Source organism: Rhodopirellula baltica SH 1 (assembly GCF_000196115.1).
Classification (GTDB): Bacteria; Planctomycetota; Planctomycetia; order Pirellulales; family Pirellulaceae; genus Rhodopirellula; species Rhodopirellula baltica.
The window spans coordinates 377,606-400,020 of record NC_005027.1; the positions used below are offsets into that span (position 1 = coordinate 377,606).

Annotated in this window: 14 protein-coding genes; 4 read left to right on the forward strand and 10 right to left on the reverse strand. The window is 55.6% G+C overall.

The features are described 5' to 3' along the window. Positions 1 to 350 precede the first annotated feature (350 nt). Positions 351 to 533 (reverse strand): hypothetical protein, encoded by a 183-nt coding sequence (locus RB_RS01430; protein ID WP_164921341.1) that lies wholly within the window; start codon positions 531 to 533, stop codon positions 351 to 353. Between RB_RS01430 and RB_RS01435 the strand changes: the two genes are divergently transcribed. Next, positions 532 to 1,703 (forward strand): IS3-like element ISRba6 family transposase gene (locus tag RB_RS01435; protein ID WP_164921275.1). Its coding sequence is split into 2 segments (ribosomal slippage): positions 532 to 781 and positions 781 to 1,703, totalling 1,173 coding nucleotides; the frame shifts between segments, so codons are not numbered across the junction. The genes RB_RS01430 and RB_RS01435 overlap by 2 nt on opposite strands. 28 nt (positions 1,704 to 1,731) lie before the next feature. Here the strand turns inward: RB_RS01435 and RB_RS01440 are convergent. Together RB_RS01440 and RB_RS01445 are read right to left on the reverse strand one after the other, a co-directional pair. After that, complete coding sequence (locus tag RB_RS01440) at positions 1,732 to 3,102, reverse strand: sulfatase-like hydrolase/transferase (RefSeq protein WP_231846529.1); 1,371 nt, start codon at positions 3,100 to 3,102, stop codon at positions 1,732 to 1,734. Between the two features lie 58 nt (positions 3,103 to 3,160). Next, complete coding sequence (locus RB_RS01445; protein ID WP_164921342.1) at positions 3,161 to 3,910, reverse strand: SGNH/GDSL hydrolase family protein; 750 nt, start codon at positions 3,908 to 3,910, stop codon at positions 3,161 to 3,163. A 421-nt stretch (positions 3,911 to 4,331) separates the two neighbouring features. Between RB_RS01445 and RB_RS01450 the strand changes: the two genes are divergently transcribed. Together RB_RS01450 and RB_RS01455 are read left to right on the forward strand one after the other, a co-directional pair. Further along, positions 4,332 to 7,022, forward strand: coding sequence for a PSD1 and planctomycete cytochrome C domain-containing protein (locus tag RB_RS01450; RefSeq protein WP_011118036.1), 2,691 nt, complete (start codon positions 4,332 to 4,334; stop codon positions 7,020 to 7,022). Positions 7,023 to 7,027: 5 nt separating this feature from the next. Next, complete coding sequence (locus RB_RS01455) at positions 7,028 to 8,500, forward strand: DUF1501 domain-containing protein (protein WP_164921343.1); 1,473 nt, start codon at positions 7,028 to 7,030, stop codon at positions 8,498 to 8,500. Between the two features lie 362 nt (positions 8,501 to 8,862). On the opposite strand, the gene RB_RS01465 is transcribed toward RB_RS01455, so the two are convergent. The 5 genes from RB_RS01465 to RB_RS01490 all read right to left on the reverse strand — a co-directional run bounded on the left by RB_RS01465 (position 8,863) and on the right by RB_RS01490 (position 18,846). Then, on the reverse strand, positions 8,863 to 10,185 hold the full coding sequence (locus RB_RS01465; RefSeq protein ID WP_164921345.1) for a sulfatase family protein: 1,323 nt from the start codon (positions 10,183 to 10,185) through the stop codon (positions 8,863 to 8,865). A 461-nt stretch (positions 10,186 to 10,646) separates the two neighbouring features. Continuing rightward, entirely contained in the window at positions 10,647 to 12,053 is a 1,407-nt protein-coding gene (locus RB_RS01475; RefSeq protein WP_011118042.1) for a sulfatase family protein, read from the reverse strand. 2 nt (positions 12,054 to 12,055) lie between these two features. Continuing rightward, positions 12,056 to 15,799, reverse strand: coding sequence for a family 16 glycoside hydrolase (locus tag RB_RS01480; RefSeq protein ID WP_231846106.1), 3,744 nt, complete (start codon positions 15,797 to 15,799; stop codon positions 12,056 to 12,058). A 329-nt stretch (positions 15,800 to 16,128) separates the two neighbouring features. Continuing rightward, the gene (locus tag RB_RS01485; protein WP_011118046.1) at positions 16,129 to 18,603 is read right to left on the reverse strand and encodes a family 78 glycoside hydrolase catalytic domain; all 2,475 of its coding nucleotides are present in this window, start codon (positions 18,601 to 18,603) and stop codon (positions 16,129 to 16,131) included. 45 nt (positions 18,604 to 18,648) lie between these two features. After that, positions 18,649 to 18,846, reverse strand: a complete 198-nt coding sequence (locus RB_RS01490) for a hypothetical protein (RefSeq protein WP_231846107.1) — start codon at positions 18,844 to 18,846, stop codon at positions 18,649 to 18,651. Between RB_RS01490 and RB_RS01495 the strand changes: the two genes are divergently transcribed. Next, the gene (locus tag RB_RS01495; protein WP_231846108.1) at positions 18,785 to 19,177 is read left to right on the forward strand and encodes a LamG domain-containing protein; all 393 of its coding nucleotides are present in this window, start codon (positions 18,785 to 18,787) and stop codon (positions 19,175 to 19,177) included. The genes RB_RS01490 and RB_RS01495 overlap by 62 nt on opposite strands. A gap of 86 nt (positions 19,178 to 19,263) precedes the next feature. Here RB_RS01495 and RB_RS01500 read toward each other — a convergent pair whose 3' ends face one another. Beyond that, the gene (locus RB_RS01500) at positions 19,264 to 20,154 is read right to left on the reverse strand and encodes a dienelactone hydrolase family protein (protein WP_011118048.1); all 891 of its coding nucleotides are present in this window, start codon (positions 20,152 to 20,154) and stop codon (positions 19,264 to 19,266) included. A gap of 179 nt (positions 20,155 to 20,333) precedes the next feature. Next, the gene (locus tag RB_RS01505; protein WP_164921346.1) at positions 20,334 to 21,899 is read right to left on the reverse strand and encodes an outer membrane protein assembly factor BamB family protein; all 1,566 of its coding nucleotides are present in this window, start codon (positions 21,897 to 21,899) and stop codon (positions 20,334 to 20,336) included. Positions 21,900 to 22,415: the final 516 nt, after the last annotated feature.

Genomic DNA, 22,415 nt, shown 5'->3' on the forward strand with positions numbered 1-22,415 from the left:
CCAGGACATCCCCAATCTAGCTAGGGTCGTGACCGCAAACCTTTGCGATTGCGCAAGCGACCAGCACGATCGTGCCAAGTCAATAGAGGAGCGGTCTGGCCGTGGAGGTTGCGTTTGATTCAGTGCTGGCCACTCGCTTCGCTCGACCCTCCCGGGGGGAGCGGTAGAGTGTGCTGTCTAACAGCCTGTTGATTTAGTCGTATACCGAGTGACAACAATTAGCCGATGGGCGTTAGTCCCGGTTGGCGTCTGACTAACCGCCGCTAACGCGGTACGGCTCATTAAATCAACAGCCCGCTAAGCTCGTTGCAATGGAAGCGTGAAAACGGGCCCCAGCGGAGCGTTGATTCTCAGTCCTTGTTGGCTTCGAACAACGCAGTGAATTCCTCACGCAAGCCTCGCTCATCGGCTGCCAAGTTCACCGTTTCACCGGGATCGGAATCCAGGTCGTACAGCTCAATGTGGAATTGCCCACGAAAAGTTGACAGTGGGCCGGCGCACGTCAGACTTCTCTGACAGGAGAACCGATCCATGGACAAACGTCGAACATTTAGCCGCGAATACAAGCTGGCCGCAGTCAAGAAAGTCATCGAACAAGGCTTGTCGTACACCGCTGTCGCTAAAGACTTGGGGATCGGGGACAGCTTGATTCGCAAGTGGAAGAAGTCTTTTGACGAAGACGGAACATTCCAGGCCGAAGTAGTTGGTAGCCAATCCATTGAAGCCGAGCTGAGACGACTTCGCGAAGAGAATCGTCAACTCAAGATGGAACGCGACATTTTAAAAAAAGCGACGGCATTCTTCGCCAAAGAAAGTCACTGAGGTTGAAGTTCATTGGAGAGTGCCGCGATCGCTGGCCGATCGCAGTGCTCTGCCGAACCCTCGAAGTCACTCGCGCCGCTTATTACCGATTCGCCGGTCGCGGTCCCACAGCCACCGAGATCAAGCAAACCCAAATCATTCAAGCCGTCAAGGAAATCCGACTGGAAAAACATCACGATGCGTATGGAAGCCCGCGAATGCAACGAGCAATAGTCAAACGCGGTGTGGTGTGCTGCCGAAATACCGTCGCCAAATGCATGCGTCATGCGGGAATACAAGCCAATCGCCGCACCAAATTCAGAATATCGACCACTGACTCCAATCATGATCAGCCCATCGCCTCAAATTTGCTTGGCCAAAACTTCACGACCGAGGCAATCAATCGCGTCTGGCTAACGGACATCACCTACATCCCAACCCAAGAAGGCTCCACTTACCTCTGTGCATTCGTTGACCTGCATTCCCGCAAGATTGTCAGCTGGAAAACGAGCCGGAACATGGATTCGGAATTGGTGGTCGGGGCATTCGATCAAGCACTTACTTTTCGCAAGCCAAACGCGGGCCTGATCGTTCACAGCGATCGTGGCTCCCAATTCGCGAGCGATCATTTCCGCAGACGCCTGGCAGCCAGTGGGCTAGTTCAAAGCATGAGCCGTCGCGGGAACTGCTACGACAACGCACCGATGGAATCGTTCTTCAAGAGTTACAAAACCGAGGAAGCACAGCAGATTTACGACACGCACGAACACGCCACACGCGGCGTATCTGACTACATCGAACGATTTTACAACCCTCATCGCTTGCACTCGTCGCTGGGCTACCTCAGTCCAATCGATTTCGAGCAAGCGATCAAAGAACCGTCACTCGTAAGTGAGTCCTGACTCACAGGACTCACCGTTTACCTTTCCCTTAAGACCGGTCCACTGTCAACTTTTCGTGGGCAATTCCAATGGGCCCGTCGATGTCGTAACGAACCGCTTTCCATTTGCCGCGGCGGGCCGCTTGGTAGACCTCTCCAACCACTCCGGAATTGGGGTCTCCCGCTTGCTTGCCAAATTCCCAGTACAACGTCCGGTTCGGCAGCGGACGTGGATCGTCGCGAAGTCGCGGTAACACCGACACTCCGTTCGTCTTGACTCGCGGAACGATGTCCAGAGATACCCCCGCGATATCCGCGAAGGTTGGCAGCACATCGGCGAACGCCCACGGAGTGTCGTCCACTCGTGGTGACCGGATGGCGGCGGGCCAGTGAGCGATCATCGGCACGTGAATACCGCCGTCGTACAAGTCACGCTTCATCCCTTTGTAAGGTTCCGAAGCCCGAAAGAATGTCGGGTCACCGCCACCTTCATCGTGCGGCCCATTGTCCGACGTGAACAGGATCAACGTATTGTCCGCGATCCCTTTGGACTCTAGCGATTGATAGATCTGGCCAACGTAAGCATCGAGTGCTGTCACCATGCCGGCCAGCACCGCATGCGGTCGTTCAACAGGCTCGGGATAATACCAAGCGTATTTGTCCGACGGCGTTCCATTCGACATGCCTCCATAACGAGTCTCGGGAAACGCATCCTTGTAGCGTTCGACAAACTCAGGCGGCGCGGCGAGTTCAGCGTGAGGGGACGAATACGCCAGCAGCACGAAGAACGGATTGTCATGATCTTGTTTGATGTACTGGATCGCTTCGTGGGTGAACAAAGCTTGCGCGTACGCTCCCTTCCTTCCGGCTTCGTTTTCCTCGATTCGTAGTTTCTTTCCGTCACGCCAGAGAATGGTTGGGTATTGCCGATGCCCTTCCAAGATCGAGTACATGCCGTACCAAGTGTCAAACCCCATCGCCAACGGATCCGTCACTCCCATTTGAGAACCGATGGAGTATTTGCCGAACAACGCCGTGTCGTAACCAGCATGCTTCAGCACATGGGCAATCGTAACGTCGATGTCTTTCAGTTGGACCGTGTTGGAATTGTTGTCCATCAATCGCCCGTCGCGACCAGTGAACAACGACACGCGGGATGGCGAGCAAACCGTGTTGCCAGAATAGGCCTGAGTGAACCGGATTCCGTTGGCGGCGAGTTGATCCAAGTGAGGTGTTTGGATCGGCGTGTCGCCGTAGGCTCCGATTTGATTGAAGCCCAAATCATCCGCCAAAATCAAGACAATGTTTGGTGGTTCGGCATCGGCATCATCGGCCAAAGCAGACGACGGCATGCACGCGAACAACGCCAGTGTCCATGCAAACAAAATTGACTGCCAAGGAGCTTGAGACGACATCATCATTCCGACGAACAAGTTGAAGTAGCGTTTGGAATCACACGAAAGCTGGCAGAAATTCGCGTCACTCAAACAACGAGAGAATCTGATCGGCCACGACTTGATGACCGTCACGGTTGGGATGGTTGGACTGCGAAAGATAGTCCGTGACATCCTCGCCTTCCCCGACCAAACGTTGAAACTGCGAGTAGGAATCCACCAGCGGCAGTTCAAACTCGCGAGCCAACTGCCGGATCGATTCGGCGTGCTTCGCAAGAGGAGAGTCCGGATCCGAGATGTCTTCTTTCGAGTCTGGGGTCGGAGTCAGCAAGACAACCATGACGCCTTTTGCCACCGCCTGCTCGACCATCGTTCGCCAGCAATCCTGAGCCGTATCCACGCCGACGCGACGATCATTCAAACAGTAGTCGATGAAGACGACGTCTGGCTTCAACGTCAACACATCGTCCGCGAATCGTTTGGCCCCGCTGACCGAGTTCTCGCCGCCAATCGCGGTGTTGCAAACATCGATGACCGCCGTTGGGTATCGCTCGCACAGTCCTTGGTGAAAGAGAACCGGGTACGAATCAAAACGTCGAACGATCGGCGTGCGGAAATATCCGGCGGGCACGGAATGCCCGTGAAAGACAAAACGAACCAGACGGTTGTTCGGCCAAGTTTGCGTGAGCTTCTGCTTCAGGTCACCAAAGTAGTTGGCTTTTGTGGACTGAACTTTTTCAGCCGAGGCTGTTGCGACATCGTCTGCTTGGCAACAAACGCCAGCACCACCGGCAACCAGAGTCACGACAAACAACGCACGAACAAAAATCTGCATGGAAAGGCTGAACAGCAAGGGTGGGAGTCAAGTTGACGAGACCGAAATTTCAAACTGAATCTCGCTCACATTTCCGCCAGGATACTCGGCCATCAGTGGCACCGCTTCCGTCGGGGCCACCATGTCACAATGCCAATGATTCTAGGCCACTTCAATCTTTGATGAGCAGCCACCAACACTGTCATCCCGACATCTCCGCAATCTTTTGCGTTGTTTCCGAGAAACGAGTGTGTTTTTCGAAAAAACGAATCGATCAAGAAAAATTGCCCGCAAAAAGCTCTCCGTTCAGGAGGACAATCACTGCTGCCTCGTGCGAGTACCGTTTCGCCGAGACTCACCGCTGTGCTTTCAACTGATCCCGTTCGATCTACACTGATTGAATCCCGCCTACTATCCTGCCGCCGAACGCTGATTATCACCTATGCCATTCCACCGGCGATATTTCCCATCCCGACTCGCCCGCGAGACGCGCCTGCCTCGAGTCTTGATTTTGGCGACCGTCCTTTGCTCAGCCGTCCTCGGTCCGTTCTCGCCACTTCGCTTGGATGCCGCGGACGTTGATCGCGAAACCGAGGATGCCAAGCCGGTCTCGGAATCGGATGAGTCATCGGTTTCGTTCAGTCGCGACATTCGGCCGTTGCTTTCGAACCGATGTTTTGCCTGTCACGGTCCAGACGCTGGTTCGCGAGAGGGCGGTCTGCGGTTGGATCAACCCGATGGAGATGAGGGGGCGATTGGATACGCGATCGAACCTCACTCGGTTGAGGAAAGTGAAGTCTGGCACCGGATCACTGCCGATGATGAATCGATGTTGATGCCTCCGCCGGATTCGCACTTGGATCCGTTCAACGAAGAAGAAAAGGAACTGATTCGGCGCTGGATCGAAAGCGGGGCCGTCTACGAAGACTTCTGGGCGTTCCGTGCACCCAAACGGCCACAACCACCGACCACCAAGAATGCTGAGTGGAGTGCGCAAACGGTTGATCAGTTCGTGTTGCGAAAGCTCGAGTCAGTGCGGCGTCACCCGTCAGAAGAAGCCGATGCCAGAACGCTTTTGCGGCGAGTCACTTTCGATTTGACGGGACTGCCCCCCAGCCGAGAAGCGATCCGCCAGTTCGAATCGGCTTACGCCGACTCACCCGAATTGGCGTGGGAAGAACTGGTCGACGACCTGCTCTCGCGTCCTCAATTCGGCGAACACATCGCCCGTCACTGGTTGGACCTGGTGCGTTTCGCTGACACCAACGGGATGCACAAAGACTTTTATCGCAATCACGTCTCCTATCGCGATTGGGTGATCCGGTCATTCAATGAAAACCTTCCGTACGATGAATTTGTTCGAGACCAGATCGCTGGCGATTTGCATCCTCAACCGACTCGAGATCAACTCATCGCGTCCGGATTCAATCGATTGCATTTGATCATCGATCGCGGAACCGCTTTGCCAGAGGAAAGCCACGTCAAGAACGTGCTCGATCGTGTCACCGCCGTCGGCACCGCCTTCATGGGGCTGACCGTTCAGTGCGCACAATGCCACGACCACAAGTTTGACCCGATCACGCAGAAAGAGTTCTTTTCGCTCTACGCATTCTTCAATAACATCGATGCCGAGCCCGAAACCAACCCGCGACAAGTCGTGGATGGTTTTCAGGAGCCGTTCGCTCGATTCCCCTCCGAAGCTCAGCAAGCCGAACTGGAACGCCTGGATGCCGAATTGGCAAAACTCGATCAGCAAATCGCTCCTCTCAACAAACGAGTGAACCAAATCACCAAACGGATTCAGCAGATCAAGGCGATCGAGCCTGCAAACGAAGAGGCTGCCGAACCGGAAACGAGTCAAGCGGAGAATCTCGAAGGGACTGCGACCGATGCGGAAGCCATGACGCCAGAGGAAGAGGCTCACGCGAAGACAATTCGTGCGTGGGACGCTCTTAAAGAGGCTCTCCACAATGAACTTGGGCAGTCGAAGTCGTCGTTGGCGAAGTTGCAAAAACAGCGTGCGAAACTTCAACGAGATCAAACCACGGTCGAACGTGCTGTCGACAAAGCCATGGTGATGAAGGAACGCGATGAGGTCCGAAAGACGTTCGTTCTGATTCGCGGGCAGTACGACGCTCCCGGTGAAGAAGTCCAACGCGGCGTCCCTAGTTTCCTTCCGCCGCTGGAGCCCCAATCTGAAACACCGTCCCGCATGAATTTGGCCAATTGGATGGTGGCTCCGGAAAACCCGCTGACTGCTCGTGTGGCGGTGAACCGTTTTTGGCAACTCTTCTTCGGCGTCGGGCTTGTCAAAACGTCGGAGGACTTTGGCAACCAAGGCGAGGTCCCCAGCCATCCTGAATTGCTGGATGAATTGGCGGTGACGTTCGTCGAGTCGGGATGGGACATCAAAGCGTTGCTCAAGCGAATCGTGATGAGCAAAACATACCGCCAATCTTCGCGAGCCACGCCGGATGAGTTCAAAGCGGACGCGGAAAATCGGCTGCTCAGTCGCGGCCCGCGTTATCGGCTGGATGCTGAAATGATCCGCGACCAGATCCTGTTTTCCAGCGGATTGCTGTCCACGCGAATGCACGGACCGAGTGTCAAGCCACCGCAACCGGACGGGTTGTGGAAAGCGGTTTCGATGACGGGCGAACGCTTCCGTCCTGATCAAGGCGAATCCATTTATCGTCGTAGCGTTTACACGTTCTGGAAACGAGCGATGCCACCGCCGCAAATGACGATCCTCAACGCACCCAATCGCGACGCATGCATTGCACGCCGCGAAAGAACCAACACACCGACACAAGCCTTGCTGTTGCTCAACGAAAGTGAATACCTTCGCGCTGCTCGGCAGTTGGCTCAATCCGTTGTGCATGAACCCGCCGAAGATCGAATCGTGTTTGCCTACGAAACCGTCACGTCCAAACTCCCCGATGCCGAGGAAATCGACGTCCTCCATACGCTGCTGAGCGATCTGCGTGACGAGTATGCCAGCTCTCCCGCATTGGTTGACGATTTGTGCGAGGGAGTGTCCATCGACGAATCTCAGGACAAAGTCGAACTCGCCGCTTGGACGGTGCTGTGCAACACGCTTTACAACCTCGATATCACCAAGACCAAAGATTGATCGCTATGCATAACCACATCAGCTCGACAAGCGAAAATCGTCGTCGGTTCTTGGCCAATGCCGGAATGGGATTGGGAACCACGGCGCTCGCATCGTTGGTCCTGGGGCCAAAGTTTGCCAACGCAACGGCCCCCAACGCCGCGTCCGAAGCGACATCCGATATCCCGGCGGGTTGCCACTTTGCTCCCAAAGCGAAACGCGTGATCTTTCTATTCATGGCGGGAGCTCCCAGCCAAATCGACTTGTTCGATTACAAACCGGAGCTGGTCAAACAGTTCAACCAACCGTTGCCGCCGTCGGTCAGCCAAGGCCAACGCGTGACCGCCATGACGCGTGGCAAAGAGCAACTGATCGTCCCCAGTCGTTTTGGTTTCTCGCAGCAAGGCGAGAGCGGCATGTGGATGAGCGATCTACTGCCTCACCTTTCAACCCAAGTCGACAAGCTGTGCTTCATTGATTCGATGCACACTGAATCGATCAATCATGACCCTGGTAAAACGGCGTTCTGCACCGGAACGGAACTGCCGGGCAAACCCAGCATGGGAGCTTGGTTGAGTTACGGATTGGGAACGCTCAACAAAGATCTGCCGGACTACATCGTGATGCCGTCGGCCTACTGGAGCGGCAAGGTCAACGTGCAAGCGTTGTATTCGCGTCTTTGGGGCAGCGGTTTTTTGCCTTCCAAGCATCAAGGCACCAGCTTTCAAACGTCGGGCGATCCGGTCCTGTTTCTTTCCAACCCCAGCGGCATCGACCCAACGATTCGGCGACGCATGCTCGATTCGCTTGGCGACCTCAATCGCAAACACTTTGGCGAGATCGGCGACCCTGAAATCGAAACGACGATCGCTCAACAAGAGATGGCGTTCCGGATGCAAACGTCGGTTCCCGAACTGACGGACATTTCCGACGAGTCTCCCGAAACGCTCGCGATGTATGGCGAAGAAGTGAACAACCCGGGTTCCTACGCCCGCAACTGTTTGCTGGCCCGCCGGATGGCGGAACGCGACGTTCGCTTCATCCAATTGTTCCATCGCGGGTGGGACCATCATTCGAAGTTGCCGGCCAATCTGCCCGGACAATGCCAAGATGTTGACCAACCAACCACGGCCTTGCTGAAGGATCTCGAGCAACGTGGATTGCTCGAAGACACACTGGTTGTCTTCGCTGGTGAATTCGGGCGAACGGTGTATGGCCAGGGCAAGTTGGACATGGACACCTATGGTCGCGATCACCACCCGAGGTGCTTCACTGCGCTGCTGGCCGGTGGCGGCGTCCAAGGTGGAATGCGGCACGGCGCGACCGATGAATTCAGCTACAACGTCGTCGCCGATCCTGTTCACGTTCGCGATTTGCATGCCACGATGCTTCATCTGCTGGGCGTCGACCACAAACGGCTCACGTTCCCGTTCCAAGGCCTGGAACAAAAATTGACCGGAGTCGAACCCGCCAGAGTGGTCAAAGAGATCATTGCCTGAGTCGATTCAAAGGCTCCTCTGGTAAAGCCGACCTCTGGGCATCGAAGAGGTCAGGCCGAGGGAAAGTCACGCAGTTTTTAAATGCTGTGTTCGTGACGTTTTGCAAACCCCGCCCGTGCAGCGGGAGGGGTCGGAAAAGGAGCGTTCAGCGAGATTTCCGGGGGAGGGTAACACGCGCCACTTCCATGCCCGGCCTTCACCCTCGCGCACGCCTGAACGGCGTCGCTCGACCTTGTACATCGCTCTCCCCAAACTTCGTTTCGGGAGAGGTACGCCACGTGGAAATCTGCCGAACAGCGGCATCAGAATGCTGCTCGGCCTCCTAGGTCAACGTGGTCGTCGTTCAAAACGTTTCAATGAGTTCAGTTCCCGATGACCGGCGTGCTCTCGAGCCACTCGTCGATGATGTTTGACAGACGTTCGACTTTGTCGGCCTGCTTTGCTGCGAGATCGTTTCGATCATCTGGATCGACTTGAAGATCAAAAAGTTCTTTTCCGCTTGGTCGGACGATCAGTTTGTCCCATCCGTCGATGACAACTCGAGCTTGCAAGCCATTGTCGAGGTCATCCAGTTGGTCGAGATCGCTGTCGTGATCATAGACGTCCACAAAGATTCGGTTTCGTTGACGCAGCGTCTCGGGATCACGCAGGTCCAATCCGGGCATCGCCTTCGGAGGTTCAATGCCGCAGGCTTTCAAAATGGTCGGAGCAACATCAATGTTGCTGGCAAGCGTTTCTGAATCGCGGCGAGGTGTCACGGCACCAGCATGAGAAATGATGATCGGCGTCCGAATCCCAGCTTCCACGGGCTCTCGTTTGGAGCGAATGCTCGCGTTCATTTTGTTGGGATCTTGGACCCAACCGTTGTCACAGGTGTAGATGAAGATCGTGTCTTCGTAGAGGCCCTTGTCTTTCAAGTGCTGGATGATCTGTCCACACCCTTCGTCCAACCATTCCACGTTGGCCCAGTACCGAGCGGTGGGTTCATTGGGAGCGATGTCTTTGTACTTGTTGAACAAACGGTCGGGAGCATTGTGCGGTGCGTGCGGCAGAAAGACTCCGTACCAGATGAAGAATGGTTTGTCGTCTGCGACGGCGGAGTCGACGAAGTCATACACCGGTTTCATCGTGGTTCGACCGATCTGCAAACCCACGTCCCCGTGCCGGCCGCCTCGCGAAACATCGCCGTGGGTCATGGCATCGGTGAAACCATGATCCAGTGGGTTTTCTTCCCACCACTTTCCAGTTTGCAAGGTCGCGTAGCCATTGTCCTTGAGCGACCGAATGAACGAGGGTTGCCGGTGCAGCGAAGCGGTCATTTTCGTCCGCAACGATGCGAAGAGTTGCATGTTCTTTCTGCGATTCTGACCGGTCGGCATCACGGGATCGTTTCCGCGAATTCCGGTCTGATGCGGATACAGGCCCGTCGCGAGACTTGCCAGCGAAGGCCGGCAAAGAGGCGCGGTGACATAGCCCCGCTCATACACCAAGCCTGACTTCGCCAATTGATCGATGTTAGGTGTCTGGATATGTGGATGCCCCATGAACCCATAGTCCGTCCACGATTGGTCGTCACTCAACAGGAACACGACGTTGGGTTGTTTGGCCTGCGTTTGATGCGACGGCCAAACTCCAGCGATCAAAACAAAACACGCGACAACGGCGGACAATCGGAAACAGTTCATGCTTTTTAACTCAGTCATCTCAGGTGCAGTGAATTTCGATCGTAACTCAGGCGGGGCGGGAAGGTTCTTAGCAATGAGCGTAGGACAAGTGTCGAACAGAAGCCTATTCAGGCTGTTGATTTATTGAGCCGCACCGCGTTAGCGGCGGTTGATTAGACGCCAACCGGGGCTAACGCCCAACGGCTAATGATTGTCATTCGGTATGCGACTAAATCAACAGCCTGCTATGCCTCTTGTTCTAAGCAACGCGTGAACAACAAGTGACGATGTTAGCGGTGTGGCGCAAGCCGCCCGGTGAGGAACCGGAGGGCTCGCGCCCTTCCGCTACGTCACTTGTTGTTCACTTGTTTCAAGCACGTGAGCGGGAGTCGTTGGGCTTGATCACGTTGCGGTGTCTCTCCGAGACGCTGTCATTTGCGAGTCTCAGAGACTCGCCTACGTGAGGTTCTGCCCGATCATTCCTACCGACCTGTCTTGGGTTTGCGAGGAACCCATGTTTCGGGGGCGTCCAGCAGGAGCGGTTCGTGAAAGACCGTCCGTTCGTCGCCTTGAGTCTGCATCCAATCTTTCAGTTCAGCCAGCAAGCGAGATCGAACGCGTGCCAGTTCTGGTTCGTCCGCCAAGTTCTTGGTCTCGTTTGGGTCGTTGGTCAGATCGAACAGTTCCAATTCAGGGCGTCCGTGATGTCTTGCAACAATTTCTGCCGCGTGAGCGTCACTCTTGGCCGCCTCGGTCCATTCTTTGAAGTAGTCCCCCGATGTGGCCCGCAGCAACAAATCGATGTGCGTCGTGAACGCAAACTCCGGGTGTGGGTTCCATATCAATTTGTATTGTTCGGTTCGAATGCTGCGACTCAGATAAACGTTCATCATCTTGTCGCCGCTGTGCGTCGCGAAGATTCGCTCGCGGTGGTCCTTGGACGCATCACGCAACACTCCCGCGAATGACTTCCCGTCAATGCCTTCGGGCACTTCACCACCACCGACCTCTATCAAGGTCGGCCAGATGTCGATCCAACTGACCATCGCATCGGTGTGTGATCCCGCCTCGATCACTCCGGTACGAGAAACGATGAGCGGGACGCGGATGCCTTCTTCGTAGAGCGTCCATTTACCGAACGGGAACTGCGCTCCGTGGTCGCTTGAAAAGAGAAACAGACGATCACCGGACAGGTGTTCGTCGACCAATTGCCGCAGTTCACTCAGGTAAGCGTCCAAGTCTTTGACCTCTTGCAGGTAGCGAGATCGTTGGACCCGGGTTTGCGGTGTGTCGAGCAACTTCTCAGGCAGCGACATGGATTCCGGGTCCACGGTGGATTCACTCGGCCACGGAACGTGCGGGTTAGAAACTCCGACGAACAATGCCAATGGACGCGAGTCATCGCGATTTTCCAGGAAGGCTCGCACGTTCTTGCGAACCGCAGGAATGTCCTGCGCTCGGTCATGCGTGTCGAACTGATAGTCTGGTGCACTGCGGGAATGAGCCACCTTTCCGAACGCAACCGTCTGGTAGCCGAGTTCATTCAAGACGACCGGCAGTTTCAACACATCCTCGTGCGGGTACGTGTGATTTTCCTCCGCGCCATTTCGTGCGGGCATCAAGCCCGTCAAGAGCGCAGCCCGACTGGGGGCGCACGATGGGCTGGCGACGAAGGCACGATCGAACGTCATGCCTTCGGCGGCCAATTGATCAATTGCTGGCGTTTCAATGTTGGTGCCGCCATACAATGCCAAGTCCGAGGCGGACAAATCATCCGCTAGATAGACCACGATGTCGGGTTGGCGTTCCGTTTCCTTCGCGGTTGCTAACGCAGCACCGAAGAAAACAGTGATCGCCAGTCCGATCAAACCATTCGTGATTCTGCTCATCGCTATCTTCCGTAAACTTTGGCTTTGGGGTCACCGCCGGACAACAAGTACGCGATCAAGTCACGGACTTCGTCTGCGTTCAACGAATTCAACATGTCCGTCGGCATCTGCGAGATTGGCGAGTCTTTCGCGGAGATGACTTCAACCGGATCCACGACGACTGGATTCACCGTTTCGCCAGCCTTGCTGACCGGATGGATTTCGATTTGGTCTTCGTTTTCGATCATCAGGCCGGTCAAAACGCGACCGTCTTCCAGCAGCACCACCTTCGATCCGTATTGATCGCTGATGACCTTGCTGGGTTCGATAATGGATTCGAGCAAATAATTCGCGTTGAATTTGTTCTTCACCGTTGTCAGGTCCGGACCGATGTCGCCACCCAGCCCATCGAATCGGTGACAGGAAGCACACTGAGCGGCATGGAAAAGATTGCGACCGCTTTCGTAGTCGGCCTGACGCAATGCACCACCAGTGTGCTTGCTTGCTTCTGCCAAAGTCCACTTTTTGCCGGGGCCTTTGGGAGCGGTGATTTCAAAGTCGGGGACGGGGTTGAAGTCCTCGCCGCTGATGTCGGAGAGTTCTTCCCGCTGGGCGTTGCTGAGATGCCCCAGCACTTCGTCACGCAAATTTGCGAGGAACTTGCCGTAGCTGTTGCCGCCGCTGTACTTTGCGGCTTGGTTGATGAACTGGATGTAAGCCCGAAGGTTGTCCATGGTCCAACCGTCACGCAGGTTTCTCAGCATGAACGCGTAGTTGATCTCGTGAGATGGCGGTTGGTTCTCGAGCATCTTCACGACTCGCGAACCGTAGCGTTGGTTGCGTTGGAAATCGACGTTTTCCACCCAAGCCGGAGGCGTCGGTTTCGCGTTCGTCATCATGGCAATGGCCTTGTCGATCACCGTGGGTGATTCCAGATAAACCAACAAGCGAACCAGTTCGGTGTTCACGTCTTTGCTGTTGTTGGGAAGCATAGCATCGAGTTCTTCGATGACCAATTCGCGTTCTTCGGCGGTTGGTTCGCCAAGTCGAATGAACGTCAACGCGTAGGCTCGCAGCAGTCCGAGCAATTGCGACTCAGGCAAACTCGCAGGTTCCATGGCTAACAATGCGTTGATCAAAGCAGCCCGATGAGATTCATCCCCTCGGCGTGCCAGAGCGACAGCACCGGTGATCCGGGCTTGCGTGTCGGATTCTCCGAAGACCTTGTCGGCCCATTGCTGCGTCGGTTGCGACTCGACAGCGATTCGTGCCGCGTATCGAAGCCAACGATCGTTGCTCGAAAGGTGCGGCCATGCCTTCGCAACCGCGCCTGCGTGCTCTTTCCCGTGGAAGGCTTCCAAGCTTCGGCGTTGTTGGCGAACTTCTTCGCCTGGGATGGGAGCCGAAACAGGTTCGGTTGAGTCGTCGCCTTCGTACGTGATTCGGAACAGAGCGGACTGGGTGCCACGTCCACCAACGGTGAAGTACAACGCTCCGTCCTTGCCAACGATGGCATCCGTCACGGGCAAAGGTGCTCCGTAGCAAAACGCTTCTTGGTGAGCTTTCCAACCAGCCCCATCGGGTTCCAAGTGAATCGCGTAGATCGTTCCGAAGGTCCAATCCAACGCGTAGATCGCGTCTTGATACTTGGCGGGGAACTTGGCTCCTTGGCCGCCGACCACACCCGTCGGGCTGCCGGGGCCGATGTTCAACACGGCTGGCAGGCTGTCCTCGTAATATTCCGGCCATTTCCCGGATCCACTTCGCCATCCGTAGTCCGAACCGCTGACGGCATGGTTGATTCGCGTCGGGCGGTACCAGGGCGAACCGAGGTCCCATTCCATGTCCGCGTCATAAGTGAACAAGTCACCGGCACGGTTCAGTGCGATGTCGTATTGGTTGCGATAACCCATCGAGATGACTTCATGTTCGTTCGTCTTGGGATCGAACCGAGTGATCCAGCCGCCGGGTGCGAGTCGACCGCGAGCGTGTCCGTTAGCGTCCCATTCGCGCGGCAGCAGCAGGTCTTCGTTCCAAGTTGGGACGCGTGATCCAGCAATGATGGATTCGTCCGGCAGATTCGTGTGGTTGCCCGCGGCGACATAAAGAGCGTCACCGTCCTCGGTTGGAATCACGGCGTGGTTCCCGTGTTCTCCGCCGCCATGCGTGCCGAACAATTCTTCCGCATGATCCAGCAACCCGTCGCCGGTCGAATCCGTGACGCGATACATCGGGCTGCTTCCGCGGTTGAAATACAACGCACCGTTGTGCCAAGCCATGCCTTGAGCCCCGGACACCTTCACCGGCATCTTCTCGACTTGGACGCCTGATTCGCCAGTCGCGTTGGAAGATGATTCATCCAGCGTGATTCGATACAAGCCTGCTTCGCCTTGATCGCTGGCGTACAAGCGACCTTGATCGTCGGTCGTCAGCGAGACCCAGCTTCCTTGGCGGACCTTGGGAACTTGATAAATCAGTTCGACTTGGAATCCATCGGCCACCGTGACTTCGTCGGCGCTGAAGGAAGTGTCTCCAGATGCCTGGTCGGTCCCAACACCCGGTTTTCCCCAAGGCGACTTCCCAAAATTTCCCAGCGACTTGGCGGCGACGTTCCATTTGGCATCATCATAAGCGGTCGTCTTCCAATCACCGGTCACCTTGTTGGCCAGCTTCCAAGTCGGATTGGAGATGACTTGATGCACGGTTCCATCCTCGGTTTCGACTTCCAGTTTGAAAACGAAAGCCGCCACTCCACCGCGATTGCCGGCTTTCACTGCGATTTGATTCTTGCCTGGCTGGACAAATTGACGGGCATCGAGTTTTTTGATCGGGTACTTCCAATCGGGACAATCACCAACCGGTTTTCCGTTGATCCAAACCGTCGCCTCGTTGTCGCAGGTGGCATACAAGCGGGCCGAGCGAATGGCTTCTTTGGATCCCTCGGGCATGAATTCGAACTGATGCCGCAGATAGAGCAGGTCGTCGGACGATGGTTGGTCCCGGCGCCAAATCCATTGCGGAGTCGGTGACTTGGCAACCCAATCAAACGCGTTCGCAGCAGAAGGTTTCTTGACGTTTTTGCCTTCGGTCGCAGCACCACTTTGGACGTAGGAATTCAACACGGACTTGGCGTCCGTTGCAGTCAGCTCTCGAAGCTGAACGTCTTTGAACTCACAAGTCATCGGAGGTCCGGCGTGCAACTGCAACGCCAGGATCCCACTGCGGCGAGCTTCCGGATGGTTGTCGGTCAAGTCCATCGTGGTGACGCCGTTGACCTGGTGAATTTGCCGGTCACCCACCGCGATGATGGTCAGCTCGTTCCATTCCCAATCGACCAACTTTTGCGAGCGGTCGCCCACTTCGCCGACCACCTTGGGTTTGCCATCCGAACCGACTTCGACCTTCTGGAATCGCTTCGCGACGATACCACGCCATTTCTCTGCGTAGAGCATCCCAAAGAAGTCGGGCGATTTATGCAGATCCGCCTGGTAGCCTTTGACAACAAATTCTTTCGGATCGATCAGTTCGCTTCGATATTGCACGCCGCTGTTGTTGCCACGAAAACGGACTTTGGTTTTGAAGACAAAGTCGCCGACCTCACCGCCTTGCCAGACCAAGAATGTGTTGCCCTTGGTTGGATTCTCTTTCGTGGTTTCGCCATGAATGACTCCGTCGCGAACAGACCAGAAGGAATCGTTCCCAGCCCATCCGGAAAGGTCTTTTCCGTTGAACAAGTTTTCGAAGGAGTCTTCTGCCTGGACGGACAAAGAACAGACAAACGAAAGAACGAGACACGCGCGTGTCAAATATCCGAGGTGGGTCACAGTGGCTTTGCAAACAGGTGGGAGGAAACAAGTTGGCGTCGTTCCAAGCCAGCCTTTGATGAAAGCCTGAGCTTGGTGTCGATCAAACGCCGCTTTCGATCACGTCACAGTTCGAGCGTTTCGCTCGGGCGTGATGGAAACGAGCTTGTCAAATGAGTTGACGATGCAGGCAGGGAGCCTGCGAAGGTGAGTTTTTTGGGTGGGATTCGGGAGGGCAGCCAAGCGTATAGACTACCATCGCCAAGATGATCATAGATGCTCTGAGGCCTCGTTCAATTGGCCTCGACCAAAATCGAGCCACTGAATTCGCCATCGAGAACCCAACGGTTCTGTTTCTTGGTCACGGAAACAGCCGATCCGTTGACTGAAACCGATTCCGCGCCTTCCAATTCAGGTAAATCCAAATTCGCGGTGACTCCCTCGGGCAAATCGACGGAAAGCTTGAAACCCGATTCGCAATTCCAATCCACGTGGATGGGGCCATGCTTGGACGGCACTTTTCCGCGAGCAAATTTCAGATCACCCGGGCAAGGACGCACGAGGACTCGTTTCCAACCTGGGCGGACAGGTTGGACGCCAAGCACGTGACGCGGCAAGAGGTTCGCTGGCGCCGCACCCCAAGCGTGATTCCAATCTTGGTTGGGTTTGTACTTCATCTCCCAAGCCTCCCACGTGATGGTCGTTCCGCTGTTGACCATGTGTTTCCAACTGCGATCGCCATCGGCCAACATCAATGCCAGTGCTTTGTGCTCGCCGCCGTTTTGAAACAAGGCGTCCATGAAGTACTGCGCCGCATACACGCTGCAGTCCATGCCTTTGGTTGCCAGCCAATCGACAACTCCGGCCTGTTTGTCTTCTGGAACCAATCCAAACGCGAGCGGAAAGAAGTTCGCGTGGATGCTGCTGTGTTCGGTCCCAACGCCGTCGCGGTAAATGCCCGTCTCCTCATCGAACAGCGTTTTTTGGAAGGCGGCCACGGCCAATTCGGCACGGGCCGCGAAAGCATCCGCATCTTCGGTCTTTCCCACTGCCATCGCCATCTCGGCCATTTGTTTCAGAGCCTCGATGTGAAACGCGTTGACGACCGTGTTGATCTCGGTGAACACAAACCCGTCGCGTTCTTTCTGAGGCCAATCAACGATGTCGTGGCGACTTCGATCCAATTCATCACTGCGGACCAACCCATCGTCGCCGCTGCGATGCAAAAGTGTTTTTGACTTCAGCGATTCGTAGCGTTGTTGCAACCACTTTGTGTCTCCGGAGTTCATCCATTCCGCGTGAGCCATGAACACCATGTGAGGAGCCCATTCGGTCGGCCACGTGCCGTTTTCCATCAACCAGTCAAAGGTCCGAGCGGCCATCGTGACGTGATCGTCCGTTGAATAGTGACTGAGCTGATTCAAGTAGGCATCGGCTTCGTACGGGATCCGTTCCCGGTCGCCATCGACGTAGACGCCGGCAAAGGTGGTGGCTTTGATGCTGTACTTGCACAGATCCCAAATCCGATTGAGTGTCTCATCGGAACATTCAAACGAGCTCGCGTCATCGTTCCACGTCTTCGAGAACGCGGCCCGCCGACAAATTTGATCAAACGCAAAGTCGGCTTCCAGCCCTTCGATCTCGATCCAGCGAAACGGCATCACGGGTTGCCATGCGGATGGCGTCAGCACCGCGGGCGGATTCGCGTTCATCCGTCCCGATTGCTGAATGTTGCGGTCGTCGACGGGAGTCGGCACGATCCAATTGCCTCGTTGCTGCCCACGACGCACGGACGTCATTCCATACCGAACGGTTCCCGGTGGGGATCGGTCGATGCATCCTTCTTTAATCTTTTCACCAAAGTGCACGTTGACTGTGCCACGTCCGTCCGCGGGAACAGGCATGACGATGTTTCCAAACGCAACCTTGCCGAAATCAATCAAGGTGACTTTGTCGTTGATCCGTTTGATTGAGACGGGTTCTTGCTCGGTCAGCGACACATGCTCGCTTGCCGGAATCAAAGGCAACTCTTTGATGAACAGATTGCGGAAGCGATAGGTTTGCCCCTTTTCACCGTGATGCTGAATGCCAATGAAACCGCTGGAGTCCATCGCATCCCGGAACCGAACCGTTTGCACTCCGTTGAGTTCAATCGTGATGACATCATCGATGCAAGTGATCGTGTAGCGATTCCATCCATTGCGATTGAGTGCATCGCGGACACGCGGCTCGGCAAAGAACTTCTGCGACTCCTCTTCGTGCGCGCGAAACTGCGTTGTCGAACGGCCCTTTGTGCTCGGCCATATCCAGCGGCGTCTTGCTTCGTCAAATAATCCGCCGGACCAACGTCGCTCAGAGCCATCGCATTCGGCCTGATAGCCGTACACTTTTTTCTCCGCATCCTCATCGACGTGGCAGCGAAACATCACGCCCGAGTTGGATGGTCCTTCGGGCAAATGAATGTCAACGCTCAGCCGAAAGTTGGAATACTTCTGCTCGGTCACCAAAAAGAATTTGTTGTCCGCCTTCAGGTGAATTTCGCCATCCACCACGGAAGCTTCGCCGTGGGAATACGGATTCCGCCAACCGGACAGATCCTTGCCGTTGAACAGAGGTGTGTAGCCACGACTGAGAAAGCTGTCACGCTCCGCCTCGACATTGGCATCAAGCTGCGGCCTCGCAATGGTTGCCAATGTCTCGTTTGCCAGAGCAAGCGTATCGGCGACCAAGAACAGGGTGATTCCAACAACAAATCGACTGTACTTCACGGTGGAGAACTCAGGAGGGTGGGGATGCAGCAGGGAGGAAGTCGGCTATTCGCCTTTGCCGATGTCACCGGCTTCGCTCGCTTCTTTGGCTTCGGCCGCGATCATCGCATTGTATTCATCAATCTGGGACTGTTCCAAATCAGCCAGATCATTGGTGGGTTCGGAGGAGCCACATGCGGTGATGAATCCAAACGGTTGGACAACTAGACAATTGACGCGCGGGCCGAACCGAATTCGATTCAATCATCGAACACCGCCTTCGGGAGTGGTGTTAGACGGGACGAATCTGGTCTCAAAGGATCCATACCAAGTCCGCGTGTGGCAGCACGTTGTCGCTCGCAAATCCGGCAACGAGTTGTCGCTATGGATCGACGGGAACCTCGCGGCGCAGCAAGAGGACGACGCTCCGCTGCCGGCCAACATGCAAATCCTGATCGGGCAACTCTACCCGACCAAGAACTATCGTCCTTACGTCGGACAAATCGACGAAGTCGCGTTCAACGACCGAGCTCTGTCGAAACAGGAAATCCGCAGGCACATCCGAGCCTCCGGGCGACTCGTCGATTTTGACTGAGTGTTTGCTCGCGTTTTGATGGGTTGAGATTCACCGACGCATCGAACGGTGATGATCCCATTGCGTCCTCAATTCTGCGTTCGATGCTATGCCTTCAAATATTGATTGAACCAGGCAAGCGTTCGTTTCCACGCCAGTTCGGCTGCGGCCTCGTCGTAGCGAGGTGTGGTGTCATTGTGGAAACCATGATTGACTCCCGGATAAACGTGTGACTCACAAAGCACTTCGTTCGCCTTCAACGCTTCGTTGAAAGCTTCCGCGCCAGCCATGATTCGAAGGTCGAGCTCCGCATTTTGTATCGACAAAGGAGTCTTGATTTTGACGACGTCTTCCGCATCTGGTTGGCTGCCATAGAACGGCACTCCAGCGTCAAGAACGTTGGGCAGTCGAACCGCGAGTTGGTTGACCATGCCCCCACCAAAGCAAAAACCGACCGCACCGACCTTCCCCGTCGAAAGCTCATGCGTGTCGATCCATTTGACAGCGGCGACGAAGTCTTCCGTCATCTCGCCACGGTCACGACGCCTCTGCATCGCGCGACCATCATCGTCATTGCCGGGGTAACCGCCCAACGGTGACAAAGCATCCGGTGCCAACGCGAGAAAACCCTCCACGGCCAATCGTCTTGCAACGTCGGCGATGTATGGATTCAAACCACGGTTCTCATGAATCACCACAACACTGGGAAACTTTTCACCGGTCGCCGGTCGAGCAAGCAAACCACTGATCTGACCACCGCCTTCAGGCGAATCATACGTGACCGTCTCCGTCTTGATTCGCGGATCCGTCGCGGAGACTTGCTCGGCCCATGCGTAGTTAGGTGAAAGACTTTCTTCGAGCGCCTCGACCGTGACTCCTCCAACGGCAAATGCGGCGAGTCCCTTCAAGTAACCTCGTCGATCCAATCGCCCATGAGCAAAGTCGTCGTACAGATCGAGAACACGTTGTTCAAATTGGTCTGCGGTTTTGCGTTTCATCGAGTCGATTCCTTGTTACGGGGCAAGTTCAAAACAGGTCTCGGATTCACCCTGGTAAGTGGCAGCATTGATCGCATCAGCCGTTTTGACGTCAACCATGGTAGCGACGTCCAGGGAGGACATCTAGAAATTGGTCGCGTGGCGAGGGGGCCACGCGACCAATCGAAAATCTCAACGGATCAGTTGCTACTGGTGTCATCCAACGGCGGTCGTTGGGGACGATCAGGACGGTCGTCTTCCTGCTGACCGCCAAAGCCCCCGCGCCCGCCGCCTCGGCCGCGATCACCGCCACCACGGTTGCCAAATCCACCACCGCCGAAACCGCCGCGTCCGAATCCACCACCGGGGCCTCCCCTTCCTCGGTCACCGCGTTGCGCCATTTCATTTGAGTCCGGTGTCACATCCGCGGGCACCGGTTCGGATGAGTCATCGAAGGGACCTGCGACGACGCAGTAAAGATGTTTATTCGATCGAATGAACAACTTGCCATCGCTGTAGGCCGGCGATCCGCTGAACGATTCAGTCTCTGTCGTCGTGCGATTGACGGCGAGTTGTTTTAGTTCTTCTTGCACATCAAAGACGAACATGTCGCCGTTGCCTTTCATGTAGTACAGCTTGCCATTGACGACGATGGGTGACGCGTAGTCCGAGCCGCCACGTCCGCCGCCCGAACTGCCGCTTCCCCCTGACAAACGAATGCGGTCGACCATCTCGCCTGATTCCTCATCGGTGCGAGTTAGCACGTCGTTGGCGATCATGTAGACCGTGCCGTTGTAAGCCACCGGTGTCGCGAAACGCCCTGATTCAGAACCGTTCCAAGCCACATGAGAATCCGTCACGTCACCGGCTCCTCCGGCGCGAACCGCAATCGATCCGCTACCGCGACCTCCAACAACGATGACAACATCTTTGTCAACGACCGCGCTGGTGCTGGCTTGATCTGATTCGCCCGCCAACGCGTACCAGCGAAGCTTTCCGTTTTCTGGATTGATCCCCCATACCTCGCCGGCAACTCCGACGACCAAGTCCACACCGTTCTCCGTTTTCGCAAGCGCCGGTGTTCCCCACACGTTGTCGAGTCCCTTTGCTTCTTGACGCCAAATTTCTTTGCCAGTCGATTTGTCCAAAGCCACCAAAGCTTGGCTTTCCGAAGAAGCCGTCACGATCACCTTGTCATCCAACAAAATTGGACTGGAGGCGGAACCCCAACGGTGAGGATCAGATTCGGTGCCCAACGGAGTGTGCCACAACTGGTTGCCATCGAAATCAAACGCGAACGCGCCGGTCTTTCCAAAGAACACGTACACGTTTTCTCCATCCGAGACGGGCGAGTGCGAGGCGTAACCGTGCGATGGCACTCCGGCACCCGTATAAGGATCTTCCGGTTGAACCGCGTCGATCGACTTCTCCCAAATCATTTCGCCTGACTTGGCGTCCACGCAAACGAGATGTCTTTTCAGATCATTGATGTCGCCGGGATTGGCACGATCGAGCCCATAGCCGGAGTAGCACGTCACAAAGACTCGATCGCCAACAACGATGGGACTGGAAACACCCGCTCCCGGAAGAGCCAGCTTCCACTTGACGTTCTGTGTCGGGCTCCATTCAACCGGAACGGATTCGTCGCTGTTGACGACTCCTGATCCATTTGGCCCGCGAAACCGAATCCAATCCTCGGCATCGACAAGAGAATCGCCTATCGCGAGCGTCAAGAGTACGACCAAGTAACGTTGAAAACCGGTCATCGGTAAGATCCTGGGAAAGTGGGAAAAGACTGTTTGAAAAGAAATCACGGGTGCTTCGTTTCACCGCATGTCCATCGGGCCACGGCTGAGAGTTTAAGGAAGTCCGCGGCGGGTTGGTGAAGCAATGCTGGGATCGATACAAAACTGCATCCAAACGGCGTCCATCAGCCACCGGCGATCCCGACTTGGGCCCAACGGTGCCGCTCGGACATTGAGTGGAACCCCGCAACATTGGCCAGGTTTCTACACTTCTCTGCCAGCAATGCATGAGAAATGCCTGTCCGGAATGCACGGTTGGGCCCGTGATTTGCCACGTTGCAGGCGGATTGGACGGCATCCAATCGCGGCAGATGCTGGCGTCTGTGATCCGCTCGAATCCGCCAGATTCCGTTGGCATTCGGCGGACAACTTTTTGTAGGCTGCGGTTCAATATGGCATGAACTACGAAAGATGGAGCCAAAGTGTCCGGGAATCGCCTCGATCCAACGCCCGCCATGTGCCGCCTAAGTTCGGCCG

Coding starts and splice junctions, on each gene's coding strand:
- RB_RS01430 (WP_164921341.1), bottom strand. CDS start 533: ATGGATCGGTTCTCCTGTCAGAGAAGTCTGACGTGCGCCGGCCCACTG.
- RB_RS01440 (WP_231846529.1), bottom strand. CDS start 3,102: ATGATGATGTCGTCTCAAGCTCCTTGGCAGTCAATTTTGTTTGCATGG.
- RB_RS01445 (WP_164921342.1), bottom strand. CDS start 3,910: ATGCAGATTTTTGTTCGTGCGTTGTTTGTCGTGACTCTGGTTGCCGGT.
- RB_RS01450 (WP_011118036.1), top strand. CDS start 4,332: ATGCCATTCCACCGGCGATATTTCCCATCCCGACTCGCCCGCGAGACG.
- RB_RS01455 (WP_164921343.1), top strand. CDS start 7,028: ATGCATAACCACATCAGCTCGACAAGCGAAAATCGTCGTCGGTTCTTG.
- RB_RS01465 (WP_164921345.1), bottom strand. CDS start 10,185: ATGAACTGTTTCCGATTGTCCGCCGTTGTCGCGTGTTTTGTTTTGATC.
- RB_RS01475 (WP_011118042.1), bottom strand. CDS start 12,053: ATGAGCAGAATCACGAATGGTTTGATCGGACTGGCGATCACTGTTTTC.
- RB_RS01495 (WP_231846108.1), top strand. CDS start 18,785: ATGAATCCAAACGGTTGGACAACTAGACAATTGACGCGCGGGCCGAAC.
- RB_RS01500 (WP_011118048.1), bottom strand. CDS start 20,154: ATGAAACGCAAAACCGCAGACCAATTTGAACAACGTGTTCTCGATCTG.
- RB_RS01505 (WP_164921346.1), bottom strand. CDS start 21,899: ATGACCGGTTTTCAACGTTACTTGGTCGTACTCTTGACGCTCGCGATA.